Source organism: Saccharopolyspora erythraea NRRL 2338, from assembly GCF_000062885.1.
Classification (GTDB): domain Bacteria; phylum Actinomycetota; class Actinomycetes; order Mycobacteriales; family Pseudonocardiaceae; genus Saccharopolyspora_D; species Saccharopolyspora_D erythraea.
The window spans coordinates 1607172-1631406 of sequence record NC_009142.1; the positions used below are offsets into that span (position 1 = coordinate 1607172).

General features: G+C 72.6%; 24 protein-coding genes. 11 read left to right on the forward strand and 13 right to left on the reverse strand.

The genetic code is table 11. From position 1 onward, the window contains the following. The first annotated feature begins 196 nt into the window (after nucleotides 1-196). The 8 genes from SACE_RS07135 to SACE_RS07165 all read left to right on the forward strand — a co-directional run bounded on the left by SACE_RS07135 (nucleotide 197) and on the right by SACE_RS07165 (nucleotide 5416). A complete protein-coding gene (locus tag SACE_RS07135) occupies nucleotides 197-1366 on the forward strand; it encodes an isobutyryl-CoA dehydrogenase (protein ID WP_009947697.1) in 1170 nt (389 codons plus the stop codon). After that, a complete protein-coding gene (locus tag SACE_RS39685) occupies nucleotides 1363-1488 on the forward strand; it encodes a hypothetical protein (protein WP_269453532.1) in 126 nt (41 codons plus the stop codon). The genes SACE_RS07135 and SACE_RS39685 overlap by 4 nt, the downstream gene beginning before the upstream one ends. Beyond that, nucleotides 1485-2525, forward strand: a complete 1041-nt coding sequence (locus tag SACE_RS07140; protein ID WP_009947696.1) for an enoyl-CoA hydratase/isomerase family protein — start codon at nucleotides 1485-1487, stop codon at nucleotides 2523-2525. The genes SACE_RS39685 and SACE_RS07140 overlap by 4 nt, the downstream gene beginning before the upstream one ends. 90 nt (nucleotides 2526-2615) lie before the next feature. Continuing rightward, on the forward strand, nucleotides 2616-3509 hold the full coding sequence (gene mmsB, locus SACE_RS07145) for a 3-hydroxyisobutyrate dehydrogenase (RefSeq protein WP_308196704.1): 894 nt from the start codon (nucleotides 2616-2618) through the stop codon (nucleotides 3507-3509). Between the two features lie 156 nt (nucleotides 3510-3665). Further along, nucleotides 3666-3896: a hypothetical protein gene (locus tag SACE_RS07150; RefSeq protein WP_037303737.1), complete on the forward strand. Its 231-nt coding sequence runs from the start codon at nucleotides 3666-3668 to the stop codon at nucleotides 3894-3896. Between the two features lie 21 nt (nucleotides 3897-3917). Then, the gene (locus SACE_RS07155) at nucleotides 3918-4328 is read left to right on the forward strand and encodes a guanyl-specific ribonuclease (protein WP_009947693.1); all 411 of its coding nucleotides are present in this window, start codon (nucleotides 3918-3920) and stop codon (nucleotides 4326-4328) included. Between the two features lie 53 nt (nucleotides 4329-4381). After that, on the forward strand, nucleotides 4382-4750 hold the full coding sequence (locus SACE_RS07160) for a barstar family protein (RefSeq protein WP_011873367.1): 369 nt from the start codon (nucleotides 4382-4384) through the stop codon (nucleotides 4748-4750). 57 nt (nucleotides 4751-4807) lie between these two features. Continuing rightward, nucleotides 4808-5416, forward strand: a complete 609-nt coding sequence (locus SACE_RS07165; RefSeq protein ID WP_011873368.1) for a Uma2 family endonuclease — start codon at nucleotides 4808-4810, stop codon at nucleotides 5414-5416. Between the two features lie 100 nt (nucleotides 5417-5516). On the opposite strand, the gene SACE_RS07170 is transcribed toward SACE_RS07165, so the two are convergent. Then, nucleotides 5517-6290: an enoyl-CoA hydratase-related protein gene (locus tag SACE_RS07170; protein ID WP_009947690.1), complete on the reverse strand. Its 774-nt coding sequence runs from the start codon at nucleotides 6288-6290 to the stop codon at nucleotides 5517-5519. 128 nt (nucleotides 6291-6418) lie between these two features. Between SACE_RS07170 and SACE_RS07175 the strand changes: the two genes are divergently transcribed. Both SACE_RS07175 and SACE_RS07180 read left to right on the forward strand, forming a co-directional pair. Beyond that, complete coding sequence (locus SACE_RS07175) at nucleotides 6419-6742, forward strand: DMT family transporter (protein WP_009947689.1); 324 nt, start codon at nucleotides 6419-6421, stop codon at nucleotides 6740-6742. After that, complete coding sequence (locus SACE_RS07180) at nucleotides 6739-7302, forward strand: TetR/AcrR family transcriptional regulator (RefSeq protein WP_009947688.1); 564 nt, start codon at nucleotides 6739-6741, stop codon at nucleotides 7300-7302. Before SACE_RS07175 ends, SACE_RS07180 begins: the two co-directional genes overlap by 4 nt. A 22-nt stretch (nucleotides 7303-7324) precedes the next feature. Here SACE_RS07180 and SACE_RS07185 read toward each other — a convergent pair whose 3' ends face one another. From SACE_RS07185 to SACE_RS39900, 11 genes are all read right to left on the reverse strand, one after another. Further along, entirely contained in the window at nucleotides 7325-9727 is a 2403-nt protein-coding gene (locus SACE_RS07185; RefSeq protein ID WP_009947687.1) for an ADP-ribosylglycohydrolase family protein, read from the reverse strand. 6 nt (nucleotides 9728-9733) lie between these two features. Then, nucleotides 9734-14926, reverse strand: coding sequence for a type VII secretion system-associated protein (locus SACE_RS07190; protein ID WP_009947686.1), 5193 nt, complete (start codon nucleotides 14924-14926; stop codon nucleotides 9734-9736). A gap of 217 nt (nucleotides 14927-15143) precedes the next feature. Continuing rightward, a complete protein-coding gene (locus tag SACE_RS07195) occupies nucleotides 15144-15368 on the reverse strand; it encodes a hypothetical protein (protein WP_009947685.1) in 225 nt (74 codons plus the stop codon). A gap of 270 nt (nucleotides 15369-15638) precedes the next feature. Next, nucleotides 15639-16061, reverse strand: a complete 423-nt coding sequence (locus SACE_RS36180) for a type II toxin-antitoxin system VapC family toxin (RefSeq protein ID WP_081468338.1) — start codon at nucleotides 16059-16061, stop codon at nucleotides 15639-15641. Beyond that, nucleotides 16045-16278: a hypothetical protein gene (locus SACE_RS07205; protein WP_009947682.1), complete on the reverse strand. Its 234-nt coding sequence runs from the start codon at nucleotides 16276-16278 to the stop codon at nucleotides 16045-16047. Before SACE_RS07205 ends, SACE_RS36180 begins: the two co-directional genes overlap by 17 nt. Before the next feature lie 14 nt (nucleotides 16279-16292). Then, the gene (locus SACE_RS07210) at nucleotides 16293-17057 is read right to left on the reverse strand and encodes a sirohydrochlorin chelatase (protein WP_011873370.1); all 765 of its coding nucleotides are present in this window, start codon (nucleotides 17055-17057) and stop codon (nucleotides 16293-16295) included. Between the two features lie 147 nt (nucleotides 17058-17204). After that, nucleotides 17205-18551 (reverse strand): sulfate adenylyltransferase subunit 1, encoded by a 1347-nt coding sequence (locus SACE_RS07215; RefSeq protein ID WP_009948064.1) that lies wholly within the window; start codon nucleotides 18549-18551, stop codon nucleotides 17205-17207. A gap of 2 nt (nucleotides 18552-18553) precedes the next feature. Further along, nucleotides 18554-19504 (reverse strand): sulfate adenylyltransferase subunit CysD, encoded by a 951-nt coding sequence (gene cysD / locus SACE_RS07220; protein WP_009948063.1) that lies wholly within the window; start codon nucleotides 19502-19504, stop codon nucleotides 18554-18556. 37 nt (nucleotides 19505-19541) lie between these two features. Next, nucleotides 19542-20267, reverse strand: a complete 726-nt coding sequence (locus SACE_RS07225) for a phosphoadenylyl-sulfate reductase (RefSeq protein ID WP_009948062.1) — start codon at nucleotides 20265-20267, stop codon at nucleotides 19542-19544. Between the two features lie 160 nt (nucleotides 20268-20427). Further along, a complete protein-coding gene (locus tag SACE_RS07230; protein ID WP_009948061.1) occupies nucleotides 20428-22140 on the reverse strand; it encodes a nitrite/sulfite reductase in 1713 nt (570 codons plus the stop codon). A gap of 123 nt (nucleotides 22141-22263) precedes the next feature. Then, nucleotides 22264-22353 carry a putative leader peptide gene (locus tag SACE_RS39900; protein ID WP_021341786.1) on the reverse strand — a complete coding sequence of 30 codons (90 nt, stop codon included), beginning with the start codon at nucleotides 22351-22353 and terminating at the stop codon, nucleotides 22264-22266. Nucleotides 22354-22498: 145 nt separating this feature from the next. On the opposite strand from SACE_RS39900, the gene hemW reads away from it, so the two are divergent. Next, nucleotides 22499-23728, forward strand: coding sequence for a radical SAM family heme chaperone HemW (gene hemW / locus SACE_RS07235; RefSeq protein ID WP_011873371.1), 1230 nt, complete (start codon nucleotides 22499-22501; stop codon nucleotides 23726-23728). A gap of 78 nt (nucleotides 23729-23806) precedes the next feature. Here the strand turns inward: hemW and SACE_RS07240 are convergent, their stop codons facing one another. After that, a complete protein-coding gene (locus SACE_RS07240; RefSeq protein WP_009948057.1) occupies nucleotides 23807-24112 on the reverse strand; it encodes a type II toxin-antitoxin system VapB family antitoxin in 306 nt (101 codons plus the stop codon). Nucleotides 24113-24235 lie beyond the last annotated feature (123 nt).

The window sequence follows — 24235 nt, forward strand, 5'->3', positions numbered from 1 at the left end:
TCAAGCGGCAGCGCCATCCGGCCGGAGGCCGGATGAGAGGCAAGCGGATGCGCGGCCTGCGGGCATCACCGGCTGCGCATCCGCCCGATCACTCTCGCGGGCGGCCTCGAACAGGCCGCTCGCCAACCACTGCGCGGCAGGCCCACCGGCCGTGCCGCCGATCCGGGCCGCGACACCGCCCGGGGAGGGAGGAGACGTGTCGGTCACGGCATCCGCACCGGCCTCGCCTTTCGAGCCGACCGAGGACCAGCGGACCATCCAGGAGACCGTCCTGGAGTTCGCCGCCGAGCGGCTCGCGCCCAACGCCGTCGAGTGGGACCAGCAGAAGCACTTCCCGGTCGACGTGCTGCGCGAGGCGGGCACCCTGGGTCTCGGCGGCGTCTACGTCGACGAGCTGGTGGGCGGCAGCGGGCTCAGCAGGTTCGACTCGGTGCTGATCTTCGAGGCGCTGGCCACCGGCGATCCGTCGATCGCCGCCTACGTCTCCATCCACAACATGGTCGCCGGGATGATCGACCGCTTCGGCGACGACGAGCAGCGCCGCCGCTGGCTGCCCGCGATGTGCTCGATGGAGCGCCTGGGCAGCTACTGCCTGACCGAGCCGGAGGCCGGGTCCGACGCCGCGGCGCTGCAGACCCGCGCGGTCCGCGACGGCGACCACTACGTGCTCGACGGCGTCAAGCAGTTCATCTCCGGCGGCGGCAACTCCGATGTCTACGTCGTGATGGCCAGGACCGGCGAGCCGGGGCCGAAGGGCATCTCCACCTTCGTCGTGGAGGGCGACACGCCCGGGCTGTCGTTCGGTCCGAACGAGAAGAAGATGGGCTGGAACGCCCAGCCGACGCGCCAGGTCGTCTTCCAGGGCGTGCGGGTGCCCGCCACGCACCGGCTCGGCGAGGAGGGCATCGGCTTCCGGATCGCCATGGCCGGGCTGGACGGCGGCAGGCTCAGCATCGCCGCGTGTTCGCTGGGCGGCGGCCGGGCCGCGCTGGACAAGAGCCTCGGCTACGTGCACGAGCGCAGCGCGTTCGGCTCCAAGCTCAGCGACTTCCAGGTGCTGCGGTTCAAGCTCGCCGACATGGCCACCGAGCTGGAGGCGGCGCGGATGCTGCTCTGGCGCGCGGCCTGGGCGCTGGACGTGAAGGACCCTTCGGCCACCAGGCTGTGCGCGATGGCGAAGCGGCTGGCCACCGACGCGGGTTTCGCGGTGGCCAACGAGGCGCTTCAGATCCACGGTGGTTACGGATACCTTGCCGAGTACGGCCTGGAGAAGATCGTCCGCGACCTGCGGGTGCATCAGATCCTGGAAGGTACCAACGAGATCATGCGGCTGATCATCTCCCGCGGACTGCTGGAGGCCACGTGAGCGGCGAGTGCTCGCAGGCGCCCGCGGCGCCCTCCGGCGGCGGCGCGGTCGTCACGAGCGCCGCGCTCGGGCGCGTCCGCGGACGACGGGTGTCCCGCAAGGAACTGGAGTCGGCATCATGACAGCTTCGCCCGAGATCCTGGTCAGCGAACAGGGTGCGCTCGGACGGATCACACTCAACCGCCCGAAGGCGCTTAACGCCCTGACCCTGGGCATGGTGCGCACGATGAGCGAGACGTTGTGCCGGTGGCGCGACGCCGAGCACATCGAGGCGGTCCTGATCGACGGGGCGGGGGAGCGCGGGCTTTGCGCGGGCGGCGACATCCGCGCCCTCTACGACGCGGCCAAGGCGGGTGACGAGGAGTTCCCCGCGACGTTCTGGGCCGAGGAGTACCGGCTGAACTCCGCGCTGGCGCGCTACCCGAAGCCGGTCGTGGGCCTGATGGACGGCATCACCATGGGCGGTGGCGTCGGTGTCACCGCGCACGGTTCGCACCGCGTGGTGACCGAGCGCTCCAAGATCGGCATGCCGGAGGTCGGCATCGGCTTCGTGCCCGACGTCGGCGGCACCTACCTGCTGTCCCGCGCGCCGGGTGAACTGGGCACGCACATGGCGCTGACCGGTGCGCCCGTAACCGGTGCCGACGCGGTCCTGGCGGGCTTCGCCGACCACCACGTCGACAGCTCCCGGCTGGGCGAGCTGGTCGAGGGGCTGGCCGGAGGCGCGGTGGACCAGGTGCTCGGGGAGCTCTCGCAGCAGCCGCCGCAGGCGCCGCTGGAGGCCGAGCGCGAGTGGATCGACGCGGCGTACTCCGCCGAAACCGTCGAGGAGATCCTGCGGCGGCTGCGGGAACGTCCGGAGGAGGCGGCGCGGACCGCGGCCGAGACCATCCAGACCAAGTCGCCGACGTCGCTGAAGGTCACACTGCGGTCGTTGCGCACCGGCTTCAGCTCGCTCGAACAGGCCCTCGACCAGGAGTTCCGGGTGTCGATGGCCTGCATCCTGATCGGCGACCTGGTCGAGGGCGTGCGGGCGACGCTGGTGGACAAGGACCGCGACCCGAAGTGGTCGCCGGCGTGGCTCGACGAGGTCGACGGCGCGCTGGTGGAGAAGTTCTTCGAGCCGAGGGGCGCCGGGGAGCTCGGGCTCGACGGCTGAGCCGTCGGCGCCAGGAGAAGCGGACCGGGCGCCCGCCCGGTCCGGGCGGTGTGTGCCGGCGGTGCTGGCTGAGTGGTGCTGGAAGGGGACATGACAATGGCTGTCATCGGTTTCATCGGACTCGGCCACATGGGCGGGCCGATGTCGGCGAACCTGGTCAAGGGAGGCCACGAGGTCCGCGGCTTCGACCTGGTGCCGGCAGCGCTGGAGGCCGCCGAGGCCACCGGCGTCACGCCCGCGGGCTCGATCGCCGAGGCCGTGGCCGGGGCCGACGCGGTGATCACGATGCTGCCCGGCGGCAAGCAGCTGCTGGAGTGCTACGACCAGGTGCTCGGCGCCGCCTCGCCGGAGACGCTGCTGATCGACTCGTCCACGGTCGACGTGGCCGACGCGAGGAAGGCCCACGAGCGGGCCGCCGAGGCCGGGTTCGGCTCGGTCGACGCCCCGGTCTCCGGCGGTACCGCGGGTGCCGAGGCGGGCACGCTGACGTTCATGGTCGGCGGCACCGAGGAGAACTACAACCGCGCCCAGCCGGTTCTTGAGCCGATGGCGCGCAAGGTGATCCACTGCGGCGGTCCGGGCAACGGCCAGGTCACCAAGATGTGCAACAACCTCGTCCTGGGCGCGTCGATGATCGCCGTGAGCGAGGCGTTCGTGCTGGGCGAGCGGCTCGGGGTGTCCCACCAGGCGCTCTACGACGTGGTGTCGATCTCCACCGGCCAGTGCTGGTCGCTGACCACCAACTGCCCGGTGCCCGGGCTGGTGGAGACCAGCAGGGCCAACCACGACTACGAGCCGGGCTTCGCCGCCGCGCTGATGCTCAAGGACCTCAAGCTGGCGGCCTCGGCGGCGGAGCAGAGCGGGACCGACGCCGCGATCGGCCGCCTGGCCACGGAGCTCTACCAGCGGTTCAACGACGAGGGCGGCGCGGGCTTCGACTTCGGCGCGATCATCAAGTCGGTCCGCGAGCACTCCGGTCACTGACCCACCGCGCCCCTGTCCGGTGCCGCCGGGCAGGGGCGCGGCGCCGTCCGGGGTCCGGCTGGCGGTGCGTGCACGTGACACGTGTGGGTGACGCGCGCTGCCTCACCCGGGGTGCCGAACGCGACGCCGGTGCCGGGCGTACGCTTGCGCTCCGTGATGGAGTGGCTGGTCGAGTGGTGGGACGCCGCCGAGCTGTGGCTCGTGCAGCTTCCGTACCCGCTGCAGGTGATGCTGGTGCTCGCGGTGCTGGTTCCCCTCGCCTGGGGCGTGGGCTGGCTGATCGACCGGGGGATCGACGCGCTGGGCGCGAAGCTCACCCGGGTCCGCGACGCCGAGCCGCCTGTCGGCCGCCGCGACGGAGTGGCAGGAGGCCGCAGTGCGGGCTGAGGCGGGCGCTGGAGGCGGGCGGTGAGTTCGCGCAAGCGCATCTCGGTCGCCCTGGTCGGGCTGATCGCGCTGGTCGTGATCGGGTGGTTCGTGCGCGACTACACCGGTGCGGGCGACCAGCAGGTCCCCGGCGCGACCGAGTCCGGGCTCCAGGTGAGCCCGATGTCGGCCCTGCCGCCGGAGGTCCGGGCCACCTGGAAGTCGATCGCCGACGGTGGCCCCTTCCGGTATCCGGGCAGGGATGGCACGGTGTTCTCCAACCGGGAGGAACGGCTTCCCGAGCGGCCCTCCGGTTACTACCACGAGTACACGGTGCCGACCCCGGGCTCGCCGGACCGGGGTGCTCGGCGGCTGATCACCGGCGAAGGTTCCGAGATCTACTACACCGGCGACCACTACGAGTCGTTCGTGGTCGTCGACCCCGACGGATGAGTGCGATGTTCGCGACGAAGTTGGCCAGCGCAGTGCTGGGGAAGGAGCCGGCGGTGAGCGGGTTGGAGGAACCCTCCGCTGACGTCAGCGCCGTCAAAGCCGCCGAGGACGCCGAGCGACGCGGCGCGGCGGCGCACGTCCTGGACGGTTCGGAGCTGCTCAGCAAGCGCGCGGCGCTCGACGGCATCGCCGCGGTCCTGGACTTCCCGGAGTGGGCGGGCCGCAACCTCGACGCCCTCTACGACTGCCTCACCGACCTGTCCTGGCTGCCCGAGGGCGAGCACGTGCTGATCTGGTCCGGCTACCAGGCACTGGCCGACTACGACCCGAAGGCCTACCGGAAGATCAGCGCGGTGCTGAAGGAGGCGTCGGAGACCTCCTTCTGCGGCCGGACCTTCACCGCGGTCCTGACCCGGAACTGACCCCGGGAATCTTGGTCGCCCGTTCGTGAACGGCGCCCGGCCTCGATACTGGCTCCCGTGGGCTGGCAGTACGACCGTGATGGACGCGAGGGCGACTCACGGGCAGATGCGGCGCTGACCGTGGAGGACCTGGAGCGGCTACCCGACGATGGGCGCCGCTACGAGCTGGTCGACGGGGAACTTGACGTGTCCCCCGCACCGGTTCGTGTGCACACCCGCATCGAAACGCGGCTGAGCACGCACCTGTCGAACGTCGCTCCCGACGGTTACGAGGTGCTGCAAGGTCCAGGCGTCAACTTCAACGCCGAGCGGACCCATCACCGGATCCCGGACTTGGCGGTCGTGCTCGAGGATGACGACGACCACCCCTACCTGACCAAGCCGCCGTTGCTGGCGGTCGAGGTCGTGTCGCCGGAGAGCGTCTTCCGCGACCACCACACCAAGCGGCGGGAGTACGCCGCGTTCGGGATCGAGGCGTACTGGATCATCAGCCCCGCGGCCGACAAGCCCGGGATCGCCGAGCTGCGGCTCGACGGCGGTGAGTACCGCGAGGGTCGCCAGGCTTTCGGTGAGGACGTCTTCGAGACCGATTTCCCGTTCCCAGTCAAGCTCGTCCCGCACTGGCTGCTCGCCGCGGGGCCGTGGCGGGCCCACATCGGCGGCTGAGCCGTCCTGCCAGGGGAGCCGGACCGGACAAGCCCGGTCAGGGTAGGCGGACCGGACGGCGAGCCCGGTCAGCTCTGCCGTGCCGACCGGGCGTCGTGCGTCAGCTCTGCGGCACCCACGAGGGCTTGCGCTTCTCGGCGAAGGCGCGGATGCCTTCCTGCCCCTCCTCGCTCGCGAAGAAGCCGGCCGAGAGCGCCAGCATCTCGGTGAAGTCCTCGCCCATGTCGGTGGGCCGGGGACGGCGCAGCATCTCCTTGGTGGCCGCGAGCGCCTTCGGGCCGCCTAGGGCGAGCATGTCGGTGTAGCGCCGGGTCTCGGCGTCGAGCGCCTCGGCCGCGACCGCGGAGTTGAGCAGCCCGATCTCGACCGCCCGCCGCGCGCTGAAGGTCTCCCCGGTCAGGAACAGCTCGTGGGCCTGCCTGGCCTGCAGTCGCGGCAGGACGGTGACCGAGATGACCGCCGGGACGACGCCGATGCGGACCTCGGAGAACGCGAAGGTCGCGGTGTCGGCGCAGACGGCGATGTCGCAGGCGGCCACGATGCCGACCCCGCCCGCGCGCGCCGGACCGGCGAGCTTGGCCACCACCGGCTTCGGGCTGTTCCAGATCCGCTCCAGCAGCGCGGGGAACTCGTTCACGCCCTGGTCCTCGGCGCCCGCCGCGCGGGACTCCTTGAGGTCCATGCCCGCGCAGAACACCGGCCCGGTGTGGTCCAGGACGATCACGCGCACCGCGTCGTCCGCGATCGCGTTCTCCAGGTGGTCCCGCAGCTCGCGGCGCAGCTGCGCGGACAGCGCGTTGCGGTTGTGCGGCGAGTCCAGCGTGATCGTCGCGATGCCGGCGTCGGAGGTGAGATGCACGAGTTCTTCGGCCATGGCGCGAACGTTAGCCGTTCCCCCGGTGGTGATCCAGCCGTACCGATACCGCCTGCCGCGCGGCTGTGGCATAGTCGGGATGAAGTAGTTGAACAGAAGTTCAACTAAACTGCCTGGGAGGACCCGGAATGGCTTACCTGCTGCTGCTCGGTGCCGTCGCCTCGGAGGTCGTCGCCGCGCTCGCCACCCGCTTCTCCGCGGGGTTCACCAAGCTGGTCCCCTCGGCGGTGGCGATCACCGGCGTGGTCGGGGCGTACTACCTGCTCTCGCTCGCCCTCAAGCAGGGCATGGACATGGGCGTGGCCTACGGCATCTGGGCGGCGCTGGGAGTCACAGCGGTGGCGCTGGTGGGGGCGGCCTTCCTCGGTGACACCCTGACCTGGGCGCAGATGATCGGCATCGTGCTCGTGATCGGCGGCGTACTCTCGCTGGAGTTGGGAGGGCAGCATTGACCGAACCCGCAACCGCGACCGACGGTCGCCGGGCGAGGGGGCAGCGCAGACGTGCCGAGCTGATCGCGGCGACCCTCGCGGTCGTGGAGCGCGACGGCGTCGCCGGGGTCACCCACCGCGCGGTGGCCAGGGAGGCGGGCTGCCCGGCCAGCTCGGCGGTCTACTACTTCGCCACGCTCGACGAGCTGCTCGTCGCCGCGCTCAGCGCCGCCGCGGAGGACTACGCGCGCCAGCTCCGGGAGATCGTCGACAGCGGGGCCGACGGGATCGACGGCATCGCCCGGCTCATCGCCGACGCGGGCGGACCGGGCCGCACCCGGGCGGTCGCCGAGCGGGAGCTGACGCTGCTGGCCGCGAGGCGCCCGGCTCTGCGGCCGATCGCGCGGCACTGGCGGGAGAAGGTCGCCGACGCGGCGGCCGAGCACACCGACGACGCCCGCACGATCCGGACCGTGGTCGATGTGGCCGACGGGATCTGCGCCCGGGTGCTGGTGGGCACCGAACCCGTCACGTTCGAGGAGATCCGCGGGGCCCTGCGGCACGCGCTACGTCTCGACTGACACAGGCCGGAGCCGCCAGCGCTCACGTGGCGGGGTAGCGCTCCAGCCAGTCGGGGCCGCGCGGGGGACGGGGACCGAACTCCAGGGTCGCGTCCTGCGCGAGCTGCTCGATCACCTCATGCAGCTCCAGGTCGGCGATCCAGCGGTCCGGGATCGCCTCGGCGCCCCGCGCGGCCCCGACGAGGCTGCCGCAGACCGCTCCGGTGGTCGCGCTGTTGCCGGAGTGGTTCACCGCCATCGGCAGCGCGACGTCGAACTCGCCTTCCGAAGCCAGCGCCGCGTACAGGCCGATGCCGAGGGCTTCCGGGGCGTTCCAGCCGCTGCCGATGGTCGCCTCGACGGTCTCGGCGGGTGCGGGACCCGACCGGGCGAGCCGGACCGCCGCCGAGAGCCTGCGGGTGACCTCCTCGTGCCCGGGCCGCCGGCCGAGGTGGGACATGGCCGCCTCGGCGGCGTCCGCCAGCTCGGCACCGTCCATCAGCGCGGCGACCAGGTACGCCAGCGTGCCCGCGCTGAGGTAGGCCAGCGGGTCGCCGTGGGTCAGCGCGGCGATGTTCATGCCCACGGTGAACACCGCCGCCGGGTCGTCGCTCCACAGCGCCGCCGGAACGGCGCGCATGACCGCCGTGCTGCCCTTGGAGTCGCTGACCGGGTTCTGCGGGGTGCCCATCTCCTGCTGGCCCTTGGCGAACGCGATGAGCGTGCGCATCATCGTGCGCCCGGGGTTGCGCGTCTGGAACAGCGCGCGCTGCCGCACCAGCCAGCCGTCGGGTTCGGGGGTGTGCCGCAGGAACTCGCCGGCCGCGCGCGCCCAGCTCAGGTGCTGGGTGTGCAGCCAGCGCTGGTAGGCGTGCTGGACGTGGCGCGAGGGGTCGGTGATGCCGCTGCGCTCGCGGGCCACGCCGGCCCGGATCATGCCCTCCAGCGAGAACAGCATGAGCTGGGTGTCGCTTCCGAGGCGGCCGGCGGGGTGCCCGGCGGGCACGTAGCTACGCAGCCCGTTCGCGCCGTGCCGGTCGCGGATCTCGTCCCAGCCCGCACCGGCGACCGGGCCGCCGAGCGCCTCGCCGACCGCGCAGCCGAGCACCGCGCCGACGAAGCGGTCCCGCGACGCGGCGAGCCGCGGCACCGAGGTCAGCGCGGTCGGCACCGGGGCCTGCGACTCGTGCGGGTCCTCGGTGGGGTACCGGCGTGCCCATTCCCCGGACTCGTCGGGGTGCGGGCCGAACTCGGCGGCGGCGTCGGTGGCCAGTCGTTCGAGCAGCCGGAACTCCGGCAGCTCGGCCAGCCACTCCGCAGGGATCGCCGTCGGCCCGTGCAGGGCGCCGAGCAGCTGCCCGCAGAGCATCGCCGACGATGCGGTGTCCCCGCCGTGGTCGGCGGCGATGCGAACCGCCGCGGCGAAGTCGTCGGGACAGGCCGTGGCGACGCGGATCGCCACGGCGAGCGCGCCGAGCCCGCTGCGGCCCTCGCCCATGGAGTCCAGGTGCCTGCGCGCGGGCAGCGCCCCGGCGGGGCTGCTCAGGCCCAGCCGCAGCGCGTGCGCGAGCGTCGGACTGTGCCAGGCGGCGAGCCCGCGCTGGATGGCCTCGGCGAGCGGCACGTCCCGCAGCAGCGCCGAGACGGCCACGCCGATCACGCCCGCCGGGTTGTGGCCGTGCGGGTGGCCGTGGGTCAGCGCGGCAAGGTCGCAGGCCAGCGGGAACACCGCCTCGCCGGACCACAGCGCGGCCAGTGCGCCCAGCGGGACCGCGGTCGCCGCGTCGGAGGCGTTGACCGGCTGCTGCCGGGTGCCGCGGGGCTTGCCCGCCGCGATCGCCGCCAGCGCGGTCAGCAGCGTGGGCTCGTCGGTGGACCGGGAACGCAGGCGGCCGCGCTCGACCAGCCAGCCGTCCGGGTTCGGCCGCGGCGAACCGCAGTCCTGCCACGGCACTCCGCGGCTGTGCATCCAGCGCTGCAGGCCCTCCAGGACGCCGTCGACCGGGTCGCCGTCGCCCGCGGTGCGCAGCCGGGTGTGGGCGCGGATGAGCCCTTCGAGGGCGAACATCGTCGCGGTGCCGCGCTGACCCGCACCCCGGTCGCCCCGCGCGACGAACTCGCCGACGGCACCGCCCAGCAGCATGCCGAGGAACCGGCTCGGCGCTTCCGGCAGGAAGCCGGAGCCGTCGGCCAGGCCGGTGGCAGGGGCGGGTTCGGACACGTCGTCAGCGAGCCGGTGCTGCAACCGCGCCGCCCACGGCGGCCGGGAGGCGGGGGAGTCGCGCCAGGCGCGCCAGGTGCCGAGCAACGCCTCCTCGACCGGGTCGAGGCGCGGACGCGACGCGGGCCGCCCACCGCCCCTGACCTCCCGCCAGGTGGCCAGCAGCGCGAGTTCGGCCTCGGTCAGCCGGCCCTGCGACCCGTTGTCCCTGCCTGTTCGGTCCACGTAGTCCTATCCGGTGTAGCGACGAGCCCAGTCGGGCAACGCGCGGTCGGTGACGATCTCCTCCTCGATCCTGCCGAAGTCGTCGATGAGCGGTTCCAGGACCTCGCGCAGCTCCAGCTGCCGCGACCATTCGTCCGGCACCGCCCGCACGCCGCGCGCCGCGCCCATGAGGCTGCCGCAGATCGCCGCGGTCGCGGCGCTGTTGCCGGAGTGCGTGGCCGCCAGCGACACCGCGTCGGCGAACGAGTTCGGGTGCGACAGCGCCGCCGCGACCGCGATGGCCAGCGCTTCCGGCGCGTTCCACCCGAAGCCCAGCTCCTCCAGCGCGACCGGCGAGACCTTGCCGCTGCCCGCCAGCTCGACCGCCGACCGCAGTCCGGTGGCGGTGACCTCGGCGCCCTCGCGCCGGTCCAGCTCCGCCAGCACGGTCTGCACGCTGTCGGCGAGCGTCCGACCGCTGTCGAGCGCGGCGACCAGACCGGCGAGCGCGCCCGCGGGCAGGTAGCCGTCGGGGTGGCCGTGGGTGATCACCGCGACGTCGGCGCCGAGGGAGACGGCGTTCTCCGGGGTGCCGGCGTGGAAGCCGAGGACCGCGCCGCGCACCGTGGCGGCGGTGGTGCTGGCCGAGTTCAGCGGCGTGGCCGCGGTCGGGACGTCACCGCGCCCCTCCAGCCGGGCCAGCGCGATCAGGCTCGGCTCGTCGGGGAACCGCTGGGCGCGCAGGGCCTCGGCCTCGGCCAGTTCGCCCAAGGGCAGCTTCGGCCGGAACCGAGCCCCCTGCGCGCAAAGCCAGTGCTGCAACGTGGCGAGCACCGTCGCGGGCACCGAGCCGCCGATACCGCGCGAACGCTCCCGGATGCGCGTGCGGATCAGGCCGTCCAGCAGGAACACCGACTGCTGCGCCGCGGCGGTCGCGGTGCCCCGGCGCCCGAACAGCTCGGCGAACTCGTGGACGCCGTCGGGGTTCTCCCGCAGGAGCGCGGCCAGCCCGGTGAACATCCAGGGCGCACCGAGCGCGTCGCCGGCGGCCGTGCCCAGGACGCAGCCCGCGAAGCGCTCCTGCGTGCTGAGCTGGACCGGCGTCTCCTCGGCGAGCGCACCTCCGGTCGGCTCCTCCTCCGACACCTCGCCCACGAGCTGCGCAGCGCGCTCGGCGCCGAACGCCTCGACCAGCAGCTTGTGCAGGCCCTGCGAGAGGTCCGAGGGGGTGTCCTCGTCCCCGTCGCGGAACTTGCGCCAGGCGGCGAGCAGACGCAGCTCCTCGTCGGACAGGCCGTCGTCGCTGTCGTCGCCGGCGGTGTCGTCGGAGGACGGTGCCTCGGCGGGAGTGGTCTCGGAAGGCACGACCTCCGCGGCGGAACTCGCGGCACCGTTGGTGTCCGCGGCCGCATCGGCGGGCTGCTCCGCGACTTCCTCGACAGCGTCGGTCTGGTCTTCGGCGGGGAGCTCAGCGTCCCCGGCGGAGACGACCTCAGGCTGCTCCGGGGTCGTGTCGGCGTCGGCCGACTGGGCAGCGGTCCGCTCGGGCGCCGACTGCTCGTCCGCCGGTTGTTCGGGAGCCGAGTGCTCGGCTTCCGGTTGCTCGGCCGCCGATACCCCGACCACCGACTGCTCGGCGACCACGGCGTCCTGCTCGTCGGCTGCCTCGGCCGGCGCCTCGGCGGGCTCAGCCGGAGCTTGATGAACGGCTTCACCGGCCGGGCCGATGGGATAGCGCTGGAGCCACTCGCCGTCGGTCGGCGGGTTCGGGCTGAACTCCCGCGAGGCGTCCCGCGCGAGCTGCTCTATGACTTCCCGCAGCTCCAGCCTGCCGAGCCACCGTTCGGGCACCGCCGCCGAGCCCTGCGCGGCGCCCATGATGTTGCCGCAGATCGCGGCGGTCGAGTCGCTGTCGCCGGAGTGGTTGGCCGCCAGCACCACCGCGTCGGCGAACGAGCCCGGGTGCGACAGCGCCGCGCACACCGCGATGGCCAGCGCCTGCTCGCCCACGTTGCCCTCACCCAGGCGCTCGTGGATGCGCTCCGGCGTCGGGGTTCCCTCGGTGGCCAGCTCGATCGAGAGCCGCAGCACGCGGGTCGTCTCCTCCGAACCGTCCCAAGTGGACAGCTCGGTGAGCGCGCGGTCGACGGCCACCGGCAGGGAGCCGCCGAGCACGAGCTGCTGGACGATGACGGCCAGCGCGCCCGCGGGCAGGAACCCGCTCGGGTGGCCGTGGGTGAGCACCGCGGTCAGCGCGCCGACCCGGAACACCTCGGCCGGGTCCTGCGACCACAGGCCCGCGGGCGCCGCCCGCATCACCCCGCCGCAGCCCTTGGAGTCGTTGAGCAGGTTGTCGAAGGAACCCTGCTCGCGGCCGGTCGCGTAGCCGTGCAGGGCCTGTATGGAGGTGGCACCGGGAGCGCGGCGGACGAACAGGCCCTTCTGCCTGATCAGCCAGCCGTCCGGCGGGCTGCCCGCCAGCGGACCGCCCGCCTCCCGCCAGTCGAAGCCCTGGGTGTGCAGCCAGCGCTGGTAGGCGTGCTGGACCTGGGTGCCGGGCTCGGTCTCGCCGTAGAGCCTGCGGCGGATGCCGGCCCGGATGAGCCCGTCCAGGGTGAACAGGGTCATCTGGGTGTCGTCGCTGATCGACCCGCCGGGCCGGTGGGCGTCGACGAAGTCGGTCAGGCCCGCCGGACCGTACTTGCGCCGGATCGACTCCAGCGGCTCGTCCTCGATCGGGTAGCCGAGGGCGTCACCGACCGCACCGCCGAGCAGGAAGCCGCTGATCCTGGCTTCGCGGTCGGGGGAGGGGACCGCGATCTCGGGAGCCCGTTCGGGCTTGACGACGGTGACGGTGGTGCGCTGGGTGACGTCCGTCGCGGGCTCGGCCTGGGCCGCGGCGGCCTCCGGCGCCGCGTCATCGGCGTCTGCCTGCGGCTCGGCTTCGGCCGTCGCCTGGGCGTCGGCGGGAGACGCCGGCGGCGCGGGCGCGGTCTGCGGTGTCGAGGCCTCGGCCGACTCGGCGTCGTCCTCGGGCTCGGCCGGTACCTCGGGCTCAGCCGGAACCTGCGGGGACTCGGCCGAATCCTGCTCAGCGCCGTCAGGCGGAACCTGCTCGGCGCGGGCCGGAGCTTCGGGCTCCGCCGGAGACGCGCCTGCCGCGGCCACGGCGGCGCCGGAGACGACCTGCGTCGCGCCCTCGTCTTCCTCGCCGGCCGGCGGGTGCGCTTCCGCGGCCGCGTCGGGGTCGAGGCGGGCCTGCGCGCTCTCCCTGGCCACCGTCCGCTTCTCGGTCGGCACCTCGATGACGGGCCGGTCCGGGTCGTCGGGCTCCTCCTCCGGTTCCGGAGCCGACGCCTGCTCGGGCTCTTCCTCGGGTTCCTCGTCTCCCGCCGCGGGCAGGACCGAGGTGAAGACCAGCTCGGAGATGTCGTGCTCGGCCGGGTAGCGCTGCGCCCAGCCGGGGCTGGACGGCGGCTGCGGGCCGAACTCCATCAGCGCGTCCTTGGCCAGCACCTCCACCAGCGCGCGGTGCTGGAGGTCGCGCAGCCACACACCCGGCAGCGCGGTGGCGCCGTAGAGGGCGCCGACGATGTTGCCGCAGATCGCGCCGGTCGAGTCGCTGTCGCCGGAGTGGTTGACCGCCACCATCACCGCGGCCGCGATGCCGTCGGTGCTCAGCGCCGCGCACACCGCGATCGCCAGCGCCTCGTGCCCGGCCCAGCCGCCGCCGAGGGTGTCCTTGAGCTCCTCGGGGCTCGGCTTGCCGCGCGAGGCCAGGTCGATCGCAGCCTGCAGCGCGCGGTCGGTCTCCCGGTAGCCCCGGTACCGCACGAGCAGCGCGCGCGCCTCGGCCACGGCGGCGGGCAGCTTCTCGCCGCGCAGCAGCCGGTGCACGATGACCGCCAGCACACCCGCGGGCAGGTAGCCGCTGGGCCTGGAGTAGGTGAGGGCGGCGGTCGCGGCGGCGAGCTCGAAGACCTCCCTGGGGTCCTGCGACCACAGCGCGACCGGCGCCGCGCGCACGACGCCACCGCAGTCCTGCGAGTCGTTGATCGCCCGCTCGAAGGTGCCGGGAGCACCGACGGAGGCGAACTCGCGCAACGCGGTTATGCAGCTGCTGTTGGGCGAGCGCACCGCGAACAGCTCGCGCTGCTGGACCAGCCAGCCGCTCGGCTCGGGGTGCTCGTCGACGAACGGGCCCGCCGCGCGCGGCCAGGCGTAGCCCTGGGTGTGCAGCCAGCGCTGGTAGGCGAGCTGGACCGCCGACAGCGGGCTCTCGGCGTCGCCGGTGCGGACGGCGATGTGCCCGCGGATCAGCCCCTCGAGCGTGAACAGCGCCATCTGGGTGTCGTCGGTGAATTCGCCCGGCCGCTCGCTGCCGCGGTCGTAGTCGCTGACGCCCTGCGCGCCGTAGCGGCTGCGGATCTGGTCGACGGGGTAGAACTCCACCGCCGCACCCAGCGCGTCACCGATCGCGCCTGCCAGCATCGAGCCCATGAAGCGGCGGCCGAAGTCGGTCTCGGCCGGGTCCGGCTCGGCGACCTTCGGCGCACCCGGCGCGGGCGGGAGAGCGGCACCGTTGGCCGTGGGCGGGACGCCGTTTGCCGCGGGGCCTGCCGGGGCGACCGCCGGAGCCTTCGGCGGGATCGCGGCGGCGGCCTTGACCAGGTCCTCGGCGGGGATGCGGGCCTTGACCTGGCTGGTCGGGTTGATCTGCAGGTCCATCCCGGTGACCTTGAGCCCGGCCAGCTTGCGCCCGGTCATGCGCTGCCAGGTCGTCCAGTTCGCGGGCAGGTACGCCTCGGAGGTGAACAGCTGGAGCTGCCTGCGGCCCGACTCGTGCTCCATGGTGAACAGCCCGCTGCCCTGCGGCTGGGCGAACAGGATCAGCTCGGCGTCCAGCAGCGCGGCGAGCAGCGCCTGGCCGGGGGCGTAACCGGTGGTGCTGAGCTGCAGCGCGCGTTCGACGTCGTTGGTCGGGGCGGGTAGCCGGAGCGCGACGGGCGATGGCCGGTAGTTCGGGTTGGGGGAGAAGTCCTCGGTCAGCTCACCGCGCTCGTCGACCCGGTAGCCGCCGATGAAACCCCACGGCGGTACCTCGGCGTTCGGGTCGGTGAAAATCGGGTCGACCACGTACAGCCAGGTGTTGGGCTGCTTGGTGGCCTGTTCCCGCATCGCCGGCGTGATGACCGGCCGGTTCGGCTGCTGCGTGTTCATCTCCCGCTGTTGCCCCCGACTTCTCGTCCAGCCCTTGATCTCCGCAGCCCAGTGATCAACCCTAGATGGTATTCACTCGACAGTGCGGTTGATGGTCGGACGCGGTGGGTTCGCGCCCGGTTCCGTCGCTACGCGCTAGGGAAGAACTCTCTCATGACCACTTGGTGTGAAGTTTAGTGTTCTCCCAAAACACTCTGAGTCAGCGCGTGATCGCTGTTCAGCTCGCCAGCGCTGCCTGCAGCAGGCACGGCATGCACGGCATGCCCGCCGGCCCGTCGAGCCGCTCGGCCTGCCCTGGGACGATGTCGAAACCGCAGTACGCGCGCAGCGATGCGGGCAGCGGCCCGTCGGCGGGCAGCGGGAACAGGTGGCAGGACAGCTCCCGCTCGGTCCGCGCGAGCTCCGGTCGGACCCTGGCGATCAGGTGCGGTCGGGCGTTCATGTGGCCACCTGCGGGTTCGGGTCCGGCAGCGAGCGGGACCGTCGGGGTTGTTCCGCGTCGCTGCCGGTGGTCGTGCGCCCAGTCGGGCCGCACGTGACGCATCATGCCCGCAAGGTTGTGCCGCGGGGAGGGATTGGCCAAATCTCGCAAGATCGGACCAGCCGACGCCGCCGACGGCAGGCAGCGCTTGATCCCACCGGCTCCGAGCGCGTGGTCCAAGCGCACCACGCGTCGCCGGAGGTGTCCGAATACCGGGATCGGGGTGTGGTGTCAGGGCAGCAGTGTGAACGCAGGAATGTGGCGGGGACGGACAACCGAGAAGTGAAGCCGGTCGAGTGCGGCGAGTGCAGGGACTCCCAGGCGTTCGGCGATGCTGACCACGGACGCGTCGGTGGCACCGAGCGGAAGATCGGCGTATCCGGCTACCAGCTCGTGGATCCGGTCGACATCTTCGACAGTTGGCTCCACGAGTTCGAACATCCCCGTGCGCACCGGATCGAGGAACTTCAACTCCGCGTCCGTTCCCACCCGGCTTTCGAGCATCCAGCACGTCTCGGCGAGCACCGGCGAAGGAACGAGAAGGCGCCCCGGGTAACGCGACAGGAGGCGCACCGATGCCGAGTGGAAGTTGTCGCGGTTGTTGCCAAGCGCTACGAGGGGACCGTGTCGACAATGATCACGCGGTGTCGCCATCGCCGCGGAAACGGTCCCGGAGGAACTCCTCGGTGCGTTGAGCGAGGTCGGGTTCGGCGGAAAAAGACCCTGTGTACGCGCTCAGGTCGCGAACTGGTTCATCGGCCAACTCGACATCCTGCGTGACGAGGTGCGCCAGCGCGGAAGCGGCATCGTCCAGCTTGTCGCTCGGCAGCCGCTCCACCAGCTGGTGAAGATCCTCGTGCGTGACGCTCATGAGCCGCCTTCCTCTCACTGCGCCCGGGGGTACTCCGCGGGATGCGATGCGGCGGCGAGGGCGTCGGCGTAGCGCTGGAGTACCAGCTCCGCCACGCCGGGGTGGTCGGCCATCGGCTCGGCCAGCACCGGCTCGCCGGTGTGCTCGCGGGCGAGGCGGATGATCCGGTCCGGCAGCAGACCGGGGGCCAGGAACCACGACGCGACCGCGAAGCGCCGCGCGCCGCGGGCGCGCAGGTCGGCGACGGCCGCGGGCACGTCCGGGTCGGCCGCCGCCGCGAACGCGGCGACGGCACCGGCCCACGACGTGCGGGCCTGCCAGCGGGCGGCGACGTCGGCGACGAGCCGGTTGGCCGGGTCGTGCGAGGAGCCCGCGCCCGCCAGGACCACTCCCAGCTCCGGGTCGTCGGCGCGGACGCCGGTCTGCGCCAACCGTTCCCACGCGGCCTCGTCGAGCCTGCTGTCGGGTCCGAGGACGTCGGAGGTGTGCACCCGGAACCGGGGCAACCGCTGCTGCACGTCGGCGACGGCCGCGGGCACGTCCACGCGGGCGTGGAACGCGCGACCGAGCAGCAGCGGCACCACCACCGCTTCCCGGTGCCCGTCGCCGTGCACCGCGCCGAGCACGTCGCCCAGGCGCGGCGCGGACAGGTCGAGGAACGCGGTGCGCACGTCGAGATCCGGGCGCATCGCGCGGACGACGTCCATCAGGGCGTGGATCGTCGCCGCCGAACGCGGGTCACGACTGCCGTGCGCGACGGCGACTAGGGGTGCGTTCATCTTCCTGGCTCTCGGGCGTGGTGCGGGGTCCGGCGGCCGTGGCCGCCGAACCCCTCTTGCTGTCGTGCCGGCGGATGAATCCGCCTTCCGCACGTGGCGATTCGCGCCGCTGGAGGCACCATCCGGCGCCTCAGGGCAGGAGCCGCGTCAGGACGCGGACTCGCCCCGCAGCGGCGCCAGCGGCAGGCCGACGAGCCCGGCGGCCAGCGTGGTGCCGTCGGAGGGGTCGATCACCAGGAACGAACCCGTCCGCCTGCTCGCGGCGTACTCGTCGACCGGCAGCGGCTCCGAGGTGCGCAGCGACACCCGGCCGATCTCGTTGAGCTCCAACGACTCCGGGGTCTCCACGCTCGAGAGCTGCTGCTCGTCGAAGCGGGCCGTCAGCTCGGTCACGATCGCCTGCACCGTGCGGGTGCCGTGCTTGACCAGCACGCGGGCGCCCGGCCGCAGCGGCTTCTCCGCCAGCCAGCACACCGTGGCGTCGACCTCGTCGGTGACGGTGGGCGCCGAGTCCGCGGCGGCGATCAGGTCACCGCGCGAGATGTCGACGTCGTCCTCCAGCAGCACGGTCACCGAACGGCCCGCCGCGGCCCGCGGCGCCGCGCCGTCAGGAGTGTCCACCTTGGACACCCGGGTGCGCACGCCTGCCGGCAGCACCACGACCTCGTCGCCCTCGGCGACCACACCGGCGGCCACCTGCCCCGCGTAGCCCCGGTAGTCCGGGTGGTCCGCGGTGCGCGGGCGGATGACGTACTGCACCGGCATCCGGAACGGCACGTCGTGCGGGTCCGGGGCGACCGGCACGCTCTCCAGGTGCTCCAGCAGCGCCGGGCCCTCGTACCAGGGCGTCTGCTCCGACTTCTCCACGACGTTGTCGCCGTGCAGCGCCGAGACCGGGATGGTCACCACGGTGCCTTCGGCATAGCCGAGCGCCGTGGCGTGCGAGGTGAACTCCTCGGCGATGCGCCGGTAGGTCGCCTCGTCGTAGTCCACCATGTCGATCTTGTTCACCGCCAGCACCAGCCGCGGCACGCCCAGCAGCGCCAGCACGGCCGCGTGCCGCCGGGTCTGCTCGAGCACGCCCTTGCGGGCGTCGACCAGCAGCACCGCGAGCTGCGCGGTGGAGGCACCGGTCACGGTGTTGCGGGTGTACTGCACGTGCCCCGGGGTGTCGGCGAGCACGAACGAGCGCTTCGGCGTGGCGAAGTACCGGTAGGCGACGTCGATGGTGATGCCCTGCTCGCGCTCCGCGCGCAGGCCGTCGACCAGCAGCGACAGGTCAGGTGTCTGCAGACCGCGGTCGGCGCTGGCGCGCTGCACCGCGTCGAGCTGGTCTGCCAGCACCGACTTGGTGTCGTGCAGCAGCCGCCCGACCAGCGTGCTCTTGCCGTCGTCGACGGAGCCCGCGGTCGCCAGCCGCAGCTGGTCGGTGTGCACCGGCAACGTCACCTCGGTGCCGGAGTCCGGCGCCGTGCGGGTAGTGGTCTCGGTCATCTCTAGAAGTAGCCCTCCCGCTTGCGGTCCTCCATCGCGGCCTCCGACATCCGGTCGTCGGCCCTGGTCGCGCCGCGCTCGGTGAGCCGGCTGGCGGCGACCTCGGCGATCACGTCGTCCACCGTGTAGGCCTCGGACTCCACGGCGCCGGTGCACGAACCGTCGCCCACGGTGCGGTAGCGGACCGTCTTCTCCTCGACGGCCTCGCCCTCGCGCGGCCCGCCCCACGGGCCCGACGTCAGCCACATGCCGTCGCGCTGGTAGACCTCGCGGCGGTGGGCGAAGTAGATGTCGGGTAGCTCGATCTTCTCCCGCTGGATGTAGCGCCAGATGTCCAGCTCGGTCCAGTTCGACAGCGGGAACACCCGGACGTGCTCGCCCGGCCGGTGCTTGCCGTTGTAGAGGTTCCACAGCTCCGGCCGCTGGCGGCGCGGGTCCCACTGGCCGAAGGCGTTGCGCAGGCTGAAGATGCGCTCCTTGGCGCGGGCGCGCTCCTCGTCCCGGCGGCCGCCGCCGAAGACCGCGTCGAAGCGGTTCTCGCTGATGCCGTCCAGCAGCGGCTGGGTCTGCAGCGGGTTGCGGGTGCCGTCCGGCCGCTCCTGCAGCCGCCCGTCGTCGATGTAGTCCTGCACCGAGGCGACCACCAGCCGCAGGTCGTGGCGGGCGACCAGCTCGTCGCGGAAGTCGATGACCTCGCCGAAGTTGTGGCCGGTGTCGACGTGCAGCAGCGGGAACGGCACCGGCGCGGGCCAGAACGCCTTGAGCGCCAGGTGCACCAGCACCGTGGAGTCCTTGCCGCCGGAGAACAGGATCACCGGCCGGTCGAACTCGCCGGCCACCTCGCGGAAGATGTGGATCGCCTCGGACTCCAGCGCGTCCAGGTTGTCGACCTGGGGTGGTGCCTCGCTCGGCGCCGGGGTGTCCGGCAGCTCGATCTCATGGTCGGTGGTCATGCCCTGATTCCTCCCTCGTGAGTCCCCGACTCACGAATCAGCCGTGCAGGCCGCATTCGGTCTTCGAGTTTCCGGCCCAGCGCCCGCTGCGCGGGTCCGCGCCCGGGGCGGGCTTCGCCGTGCACGGCCGGCACCCGATCGACGGATAACCTGCCGGGACCAGCGGGTTGACCAGCACCCCGTGCTCGGCGATGTAGGCGTCCATCTCCTCGTCGCTCCACGCCGCCAGCGGGTTGATCTTGACCAGGCCGTTGCGGTCGTCCCAGGTCACGACCGGAGTGTTCGCCCTGGTCGGCGCCTCCACGCGCCGCACGCCGGTCACCCACGCCTCGTAGCGGGCCAGCGTGTTGCGCAGCGGCACCACCTTGCGCAGGAAGCAGCACCGGTTCGGGTCACGCTCGAACAGGTTCGGCCCCTCGCCGGCGTCCTGCTCGGCGACCGACTGCTCGGGAACGGCGTTGACGATCGAGACGTCGTAGACCTGCGCCACGGCGTCACGGGTGCCGATCGTCTCGGCGAAGTGGTAGCCGGTCTCCAGGAACAGCACGTCCACACCCGGGCTGGCCTTGGCGGCCAGGTCGACCAGGACGGCGTCCTGCATGTTCGAGGCGACGATGAGGTTCTCGCCGAAGGTGTCCGCGGCCCAGCGCAGCGCCTCCTCGGCGGTGGCCTCGGCCAGCCGCGGCGCGGCCTCCTCGGCCAGGGCGCGCAGCTCCTCGTCGCTGCGCCGGACGCCGACGTTCGTGGTGGTTTCGGCAGTCATGACTCTTCGGTTCCTCCGAGGGACAGTCCTACGAGGCTCACCTTGAAGACCCGCAGGCACGACCGACATTTCCACGCCCCGGCCGGTTCCGGCTCCGGAGTGAGGTCCTCGTCACCGCAGTACGGGCAGTAGAACGGCACCGCCCTGCCTTCGGGTGCGCTCACTTCAGGTCGTCTTCCTCGGCCCTGGCGACCCACTGCGCGAACCGCTCGCCCTCGCCGCGCTGGGCGAGATAGCGGCGCACCAGCCGCTCGACGTAGTCGCCGAGCTCGGCGGAGGTCACCTTGTGGCCGCGGATCTTGCGGCCGAAACCGGCGTCGAGCCCGAGCCCGCCGCCCAGGTGCACCTGGAAGCCCTCGACCTGGTTGCCCTCGCCGTCGGGCACCATCTGGCCCTTCAGCCCGATGTCGGCGACCTGGGTGCGGGCGCAGGCGTTCGGGCAGCCGTTGAGGTTGACCGTGACCGGGTTGTCGACATCGCCCTGGATGTCGGCCAGCCGCTCCTCCAGCTCGTTGATCAGGTCGATCGCGCGCTGCTTGGTCTCGACGATGGCCAGCTTGCAGAACTCGATGCCGGTGCAGGCCATGACGCTGCGCCGCCACGGCGACGGGTCGGCCTGCAGCCCGAGCTTGCCGAGGTCGCCGACCAGGCCGTCCACATCGGACCCGGCCACGTCGAGCACCAGCAGGTTCTGCTCGACGGTGGTGCGCACCCGGGACGAGCCGACGCGCTCGGCGGCCTTGGCCACCTCCACCAGCGTCGAGCCGGTGACCCGCCCGGCCTGCGACTTGACGCCGACGTAGAAGTTGCCGTCCTTCTGCTTGTGCACGCCGATGTGGTCGCGGGCGGCCGGGGTCTCCGGCGCCGGGCCGTCGACCAGCTTGCGGCCGAGGTACTCGTCCTCCAGCACCTGCCGGAACTTCTCCGCGCCCCAGTCGTTGACCAGGAACTTCAGCCGCGCGCGGTTGCGCAGCCTGCGGTAGCCGTAGTCGCGGAAGATCTGCACCACGCCGAGCCAGACCTCGGCGGCCTCCTCCAGCGGGACCCAGGCGCCCAGCCGGACCGCCAGCTTCGGGTTTGTCGACAGCCCGCCGCCGACCCACACGTCGAAGCCCGGCCCGTGCTCGGGGTGCACCACGCCGACCAGCGACACGTCGTTGATCTCGGGCACGGTGTCCCAGCGCGGGGAGCCGCTGATCGCGGTCTTGAACTTGCGCGGCAGGTTCGACAGCGACTTGTCGCCGATGTAGCGCTCGGAGATCTCCTTGATCGCCGGCGTGGCGTCGATGATCTCGTCCGCGGCGATCCCGGCCACCGGCGAGCCCAGCAGCACGCGCGGGCAGTCCCCGCAGGCCTCGGTGGTGTAGAGGCCGACCGACTCCAGCTTCTCCCAGATCGTCGGCACGTCCTCGACCCGGACCCAGTGCAGCTGGACGTTCTGCCGGTCGGTGATGTCGGCGGTGTCGCGCGCGTAGGTCTGGGCGATCTCACCGACCACGCGCAGCTGCTCGGTGGTCATCGCGCCGCCGTCGATGCGGATCCGCATCATGAAGTAGCGGTCGTCGAGGTCCTCGGGCTCGATGGTCCCGGTGCGCGCGCCCGGGATGCCCGGGGCGCGCTGGGTGTAGAGACCCCACCAGCGGAACCGTCCGCGCAGGTCGGCCGGGTCGATGGAGTCGAACCCGCCGTGGGCGTAGATCGTCTCGATCCGCTGCCGCACGTTGAGCGGGTTGTCGTCCTTCTTCGAGCGCTCGTTGGGGTTGAGCGGTTCGCGGTAGCCCAGCGCCCACTGCCCTTCACCGCGCTTCTTTCCCTTGCGGGCGGGGACGCGGCGACCGGTGGTGGTGGCGGGAGCTTCCGTCGGGGGGACCATCGTCGGACCTCCGGGGGGTGGATTGGCGCGGTGACGCCCGCTTCGAACCCCGTCGGCGGTGACGGACGTCCTCGCGGTCGGCGACCCGGCGCCGACTGGACAGTGCGAATCGCGGCGGCGGGATCAGTCCGTGCAACGGCACAGGGCGCTGGAGACCCGCCGCAGGTCCACGTAGCGGCGGGAGGTCAGCAGCACCTCCGTCACGGTCACCATGCAGGTAAGCGTGACACGTGCTCAGCGGCTGGACAAAGCGCATCCGCATGGTGGGACGGCCTTGAGTTCGGTCACATTTTTTGTGCCGGAACAGTGGCGCAACGCTGCGGAAACCGGTTCTGCCGGGCTCTGGAACACTGGAGCCGTGCCCTCTCAACCACCTCCTGGCGAGCCGGCTCCCCGCGACGGCGCCCTGCCGCCGAGCGCCCTGGCGGGCCTCGGTTCGCGGCCGTTCGGCGTGTACGTCCACGTGCCGTTCTGCGCCACCAGGTGCGGCTACTGCGACTTCAACACCTACACCGCCGACGAGCTGGGCTCCTCGGCCGGTTTCGGCAGCTGGCTGGAGGGCCTGCGCGCGGAGCTCGACCTCGGGGCCCGGGTGCTCGCCGCCGGCGGCGAGCCGGTCCCTGCGGCCGGAACGGTGTTCGCGGGCGGCGGCACGCCGTCGCTGCTCGGAGCGGAGCGCCTCGGCGAGGTCCTCGACGCGGTGCGCTCGTCGTTCGGGCTGGCCGACGGCGCCGAGGTGACCACGGAGTCGAACCCGGAGTCGACCTCCCCGGAGTTCTTCGAGGGGATCGCCGCGGCGGGCTACACGCGGGTCTCGCTGGGCATGCAGTCCGCCGCCCAGCACGTGCTGCGGGTGCTGGAGCGCAGGCACACCCCGGGACGCGCGGTCGAGGCCGCCCGGGAGGCGCGCGCCGCCGGGTTCGGCCACGTCAACCTGGACTTGATCTACGGCACGCCCGGGGAGACCGACGACGACCTGCGCGCATCGCTCGACGCGGTGCTCGAAGCCGGTGTCGACCACGTCTCGGCGTACTCGCTGATCGTGGAGGACGGCACCGCGATGGCGCGCAAGGTGCGGCGCGGCGACCTGCCGATGCCCGACGAGGACGTGCTGGCCGACCGCTACGAGCTGCTGGACGGGGTCCTCGGCGGCGCGGGGCTGCACTGGTACGAGGTGTCGAACTGGGCGCGCGACGACGCCGCCCGCTGCATGCACAACATCGGTTACTGGAGGGGCGGCGACTGGTGGGGCGCCGGCCCCGGCGCGCACAGCCACGTCGGCGGCGTGCGGTGGTGGAACGTCAAGCACCCGGCGCGGTACTCGGCGCTGCTGGCCGAGGGCGCCTCACCGGCGCTGGCGCGCGAGGTCCTCGACGCCGAGGACCAGCGGATCGAGCGCGTGATGCTGGAGCTGCGGCTGGCATCCGGGCTGCCCCTGGCGGTCCTCGACGAAGCCGGCCGGCTGGCGGCGAAGGAGGCCGTCGCCGACGGCCTGCTGCGCGCCGACGCCCTCGCGGCGGACCGCTGCGTGCTCACCGACCGCGGCCGCCTCCTCGCCGACGGCGTGATCCAGCGCCTGATCACCTGAAGTCGCTGACGGGCGCGGCACCCTGGCCCTGGCCGGGGCAGGCGCGCCGGGCGGCCGTCAGCCGAGCTGATCCGCCCCTCAGCGCCGAAAGGCGTCCAGCTCCAGCACCCGGACGTGCAGGACCGTGCGCTGGTGCAGGGCCGCGCGCAGGGCGCGGTGCAGGCCGTCCTCCAGGTACAGCTCTCCACGCCACTGCACGGCGTGCGGGAAGAGGTCGCCGAAGAAGGTCGAGTCCGGGCTGAGCAGCCGGTCGAGCTTGAGGACCTTGGTCGTGGTGACCAGCTCTTCCATCCGCACCTGGCGGGGTGGGATCTTGGACCAGTCGTTGGTGGTCAGGTGGTGCTCCGGGTAGGGCCGCCCCTCGCGGACGTCTTTGAAGATCACGGCTGGTGGCACCTCCCGGGCACGGCGGGGCCGCGGCGGGGTCGTCGGTCCGGTCGTCGCCGCGGAGGCTACCGGCCGCGCGCCGCGGTGCTCGGCCACGGTGCGCGAGCACCGTAAACTCGA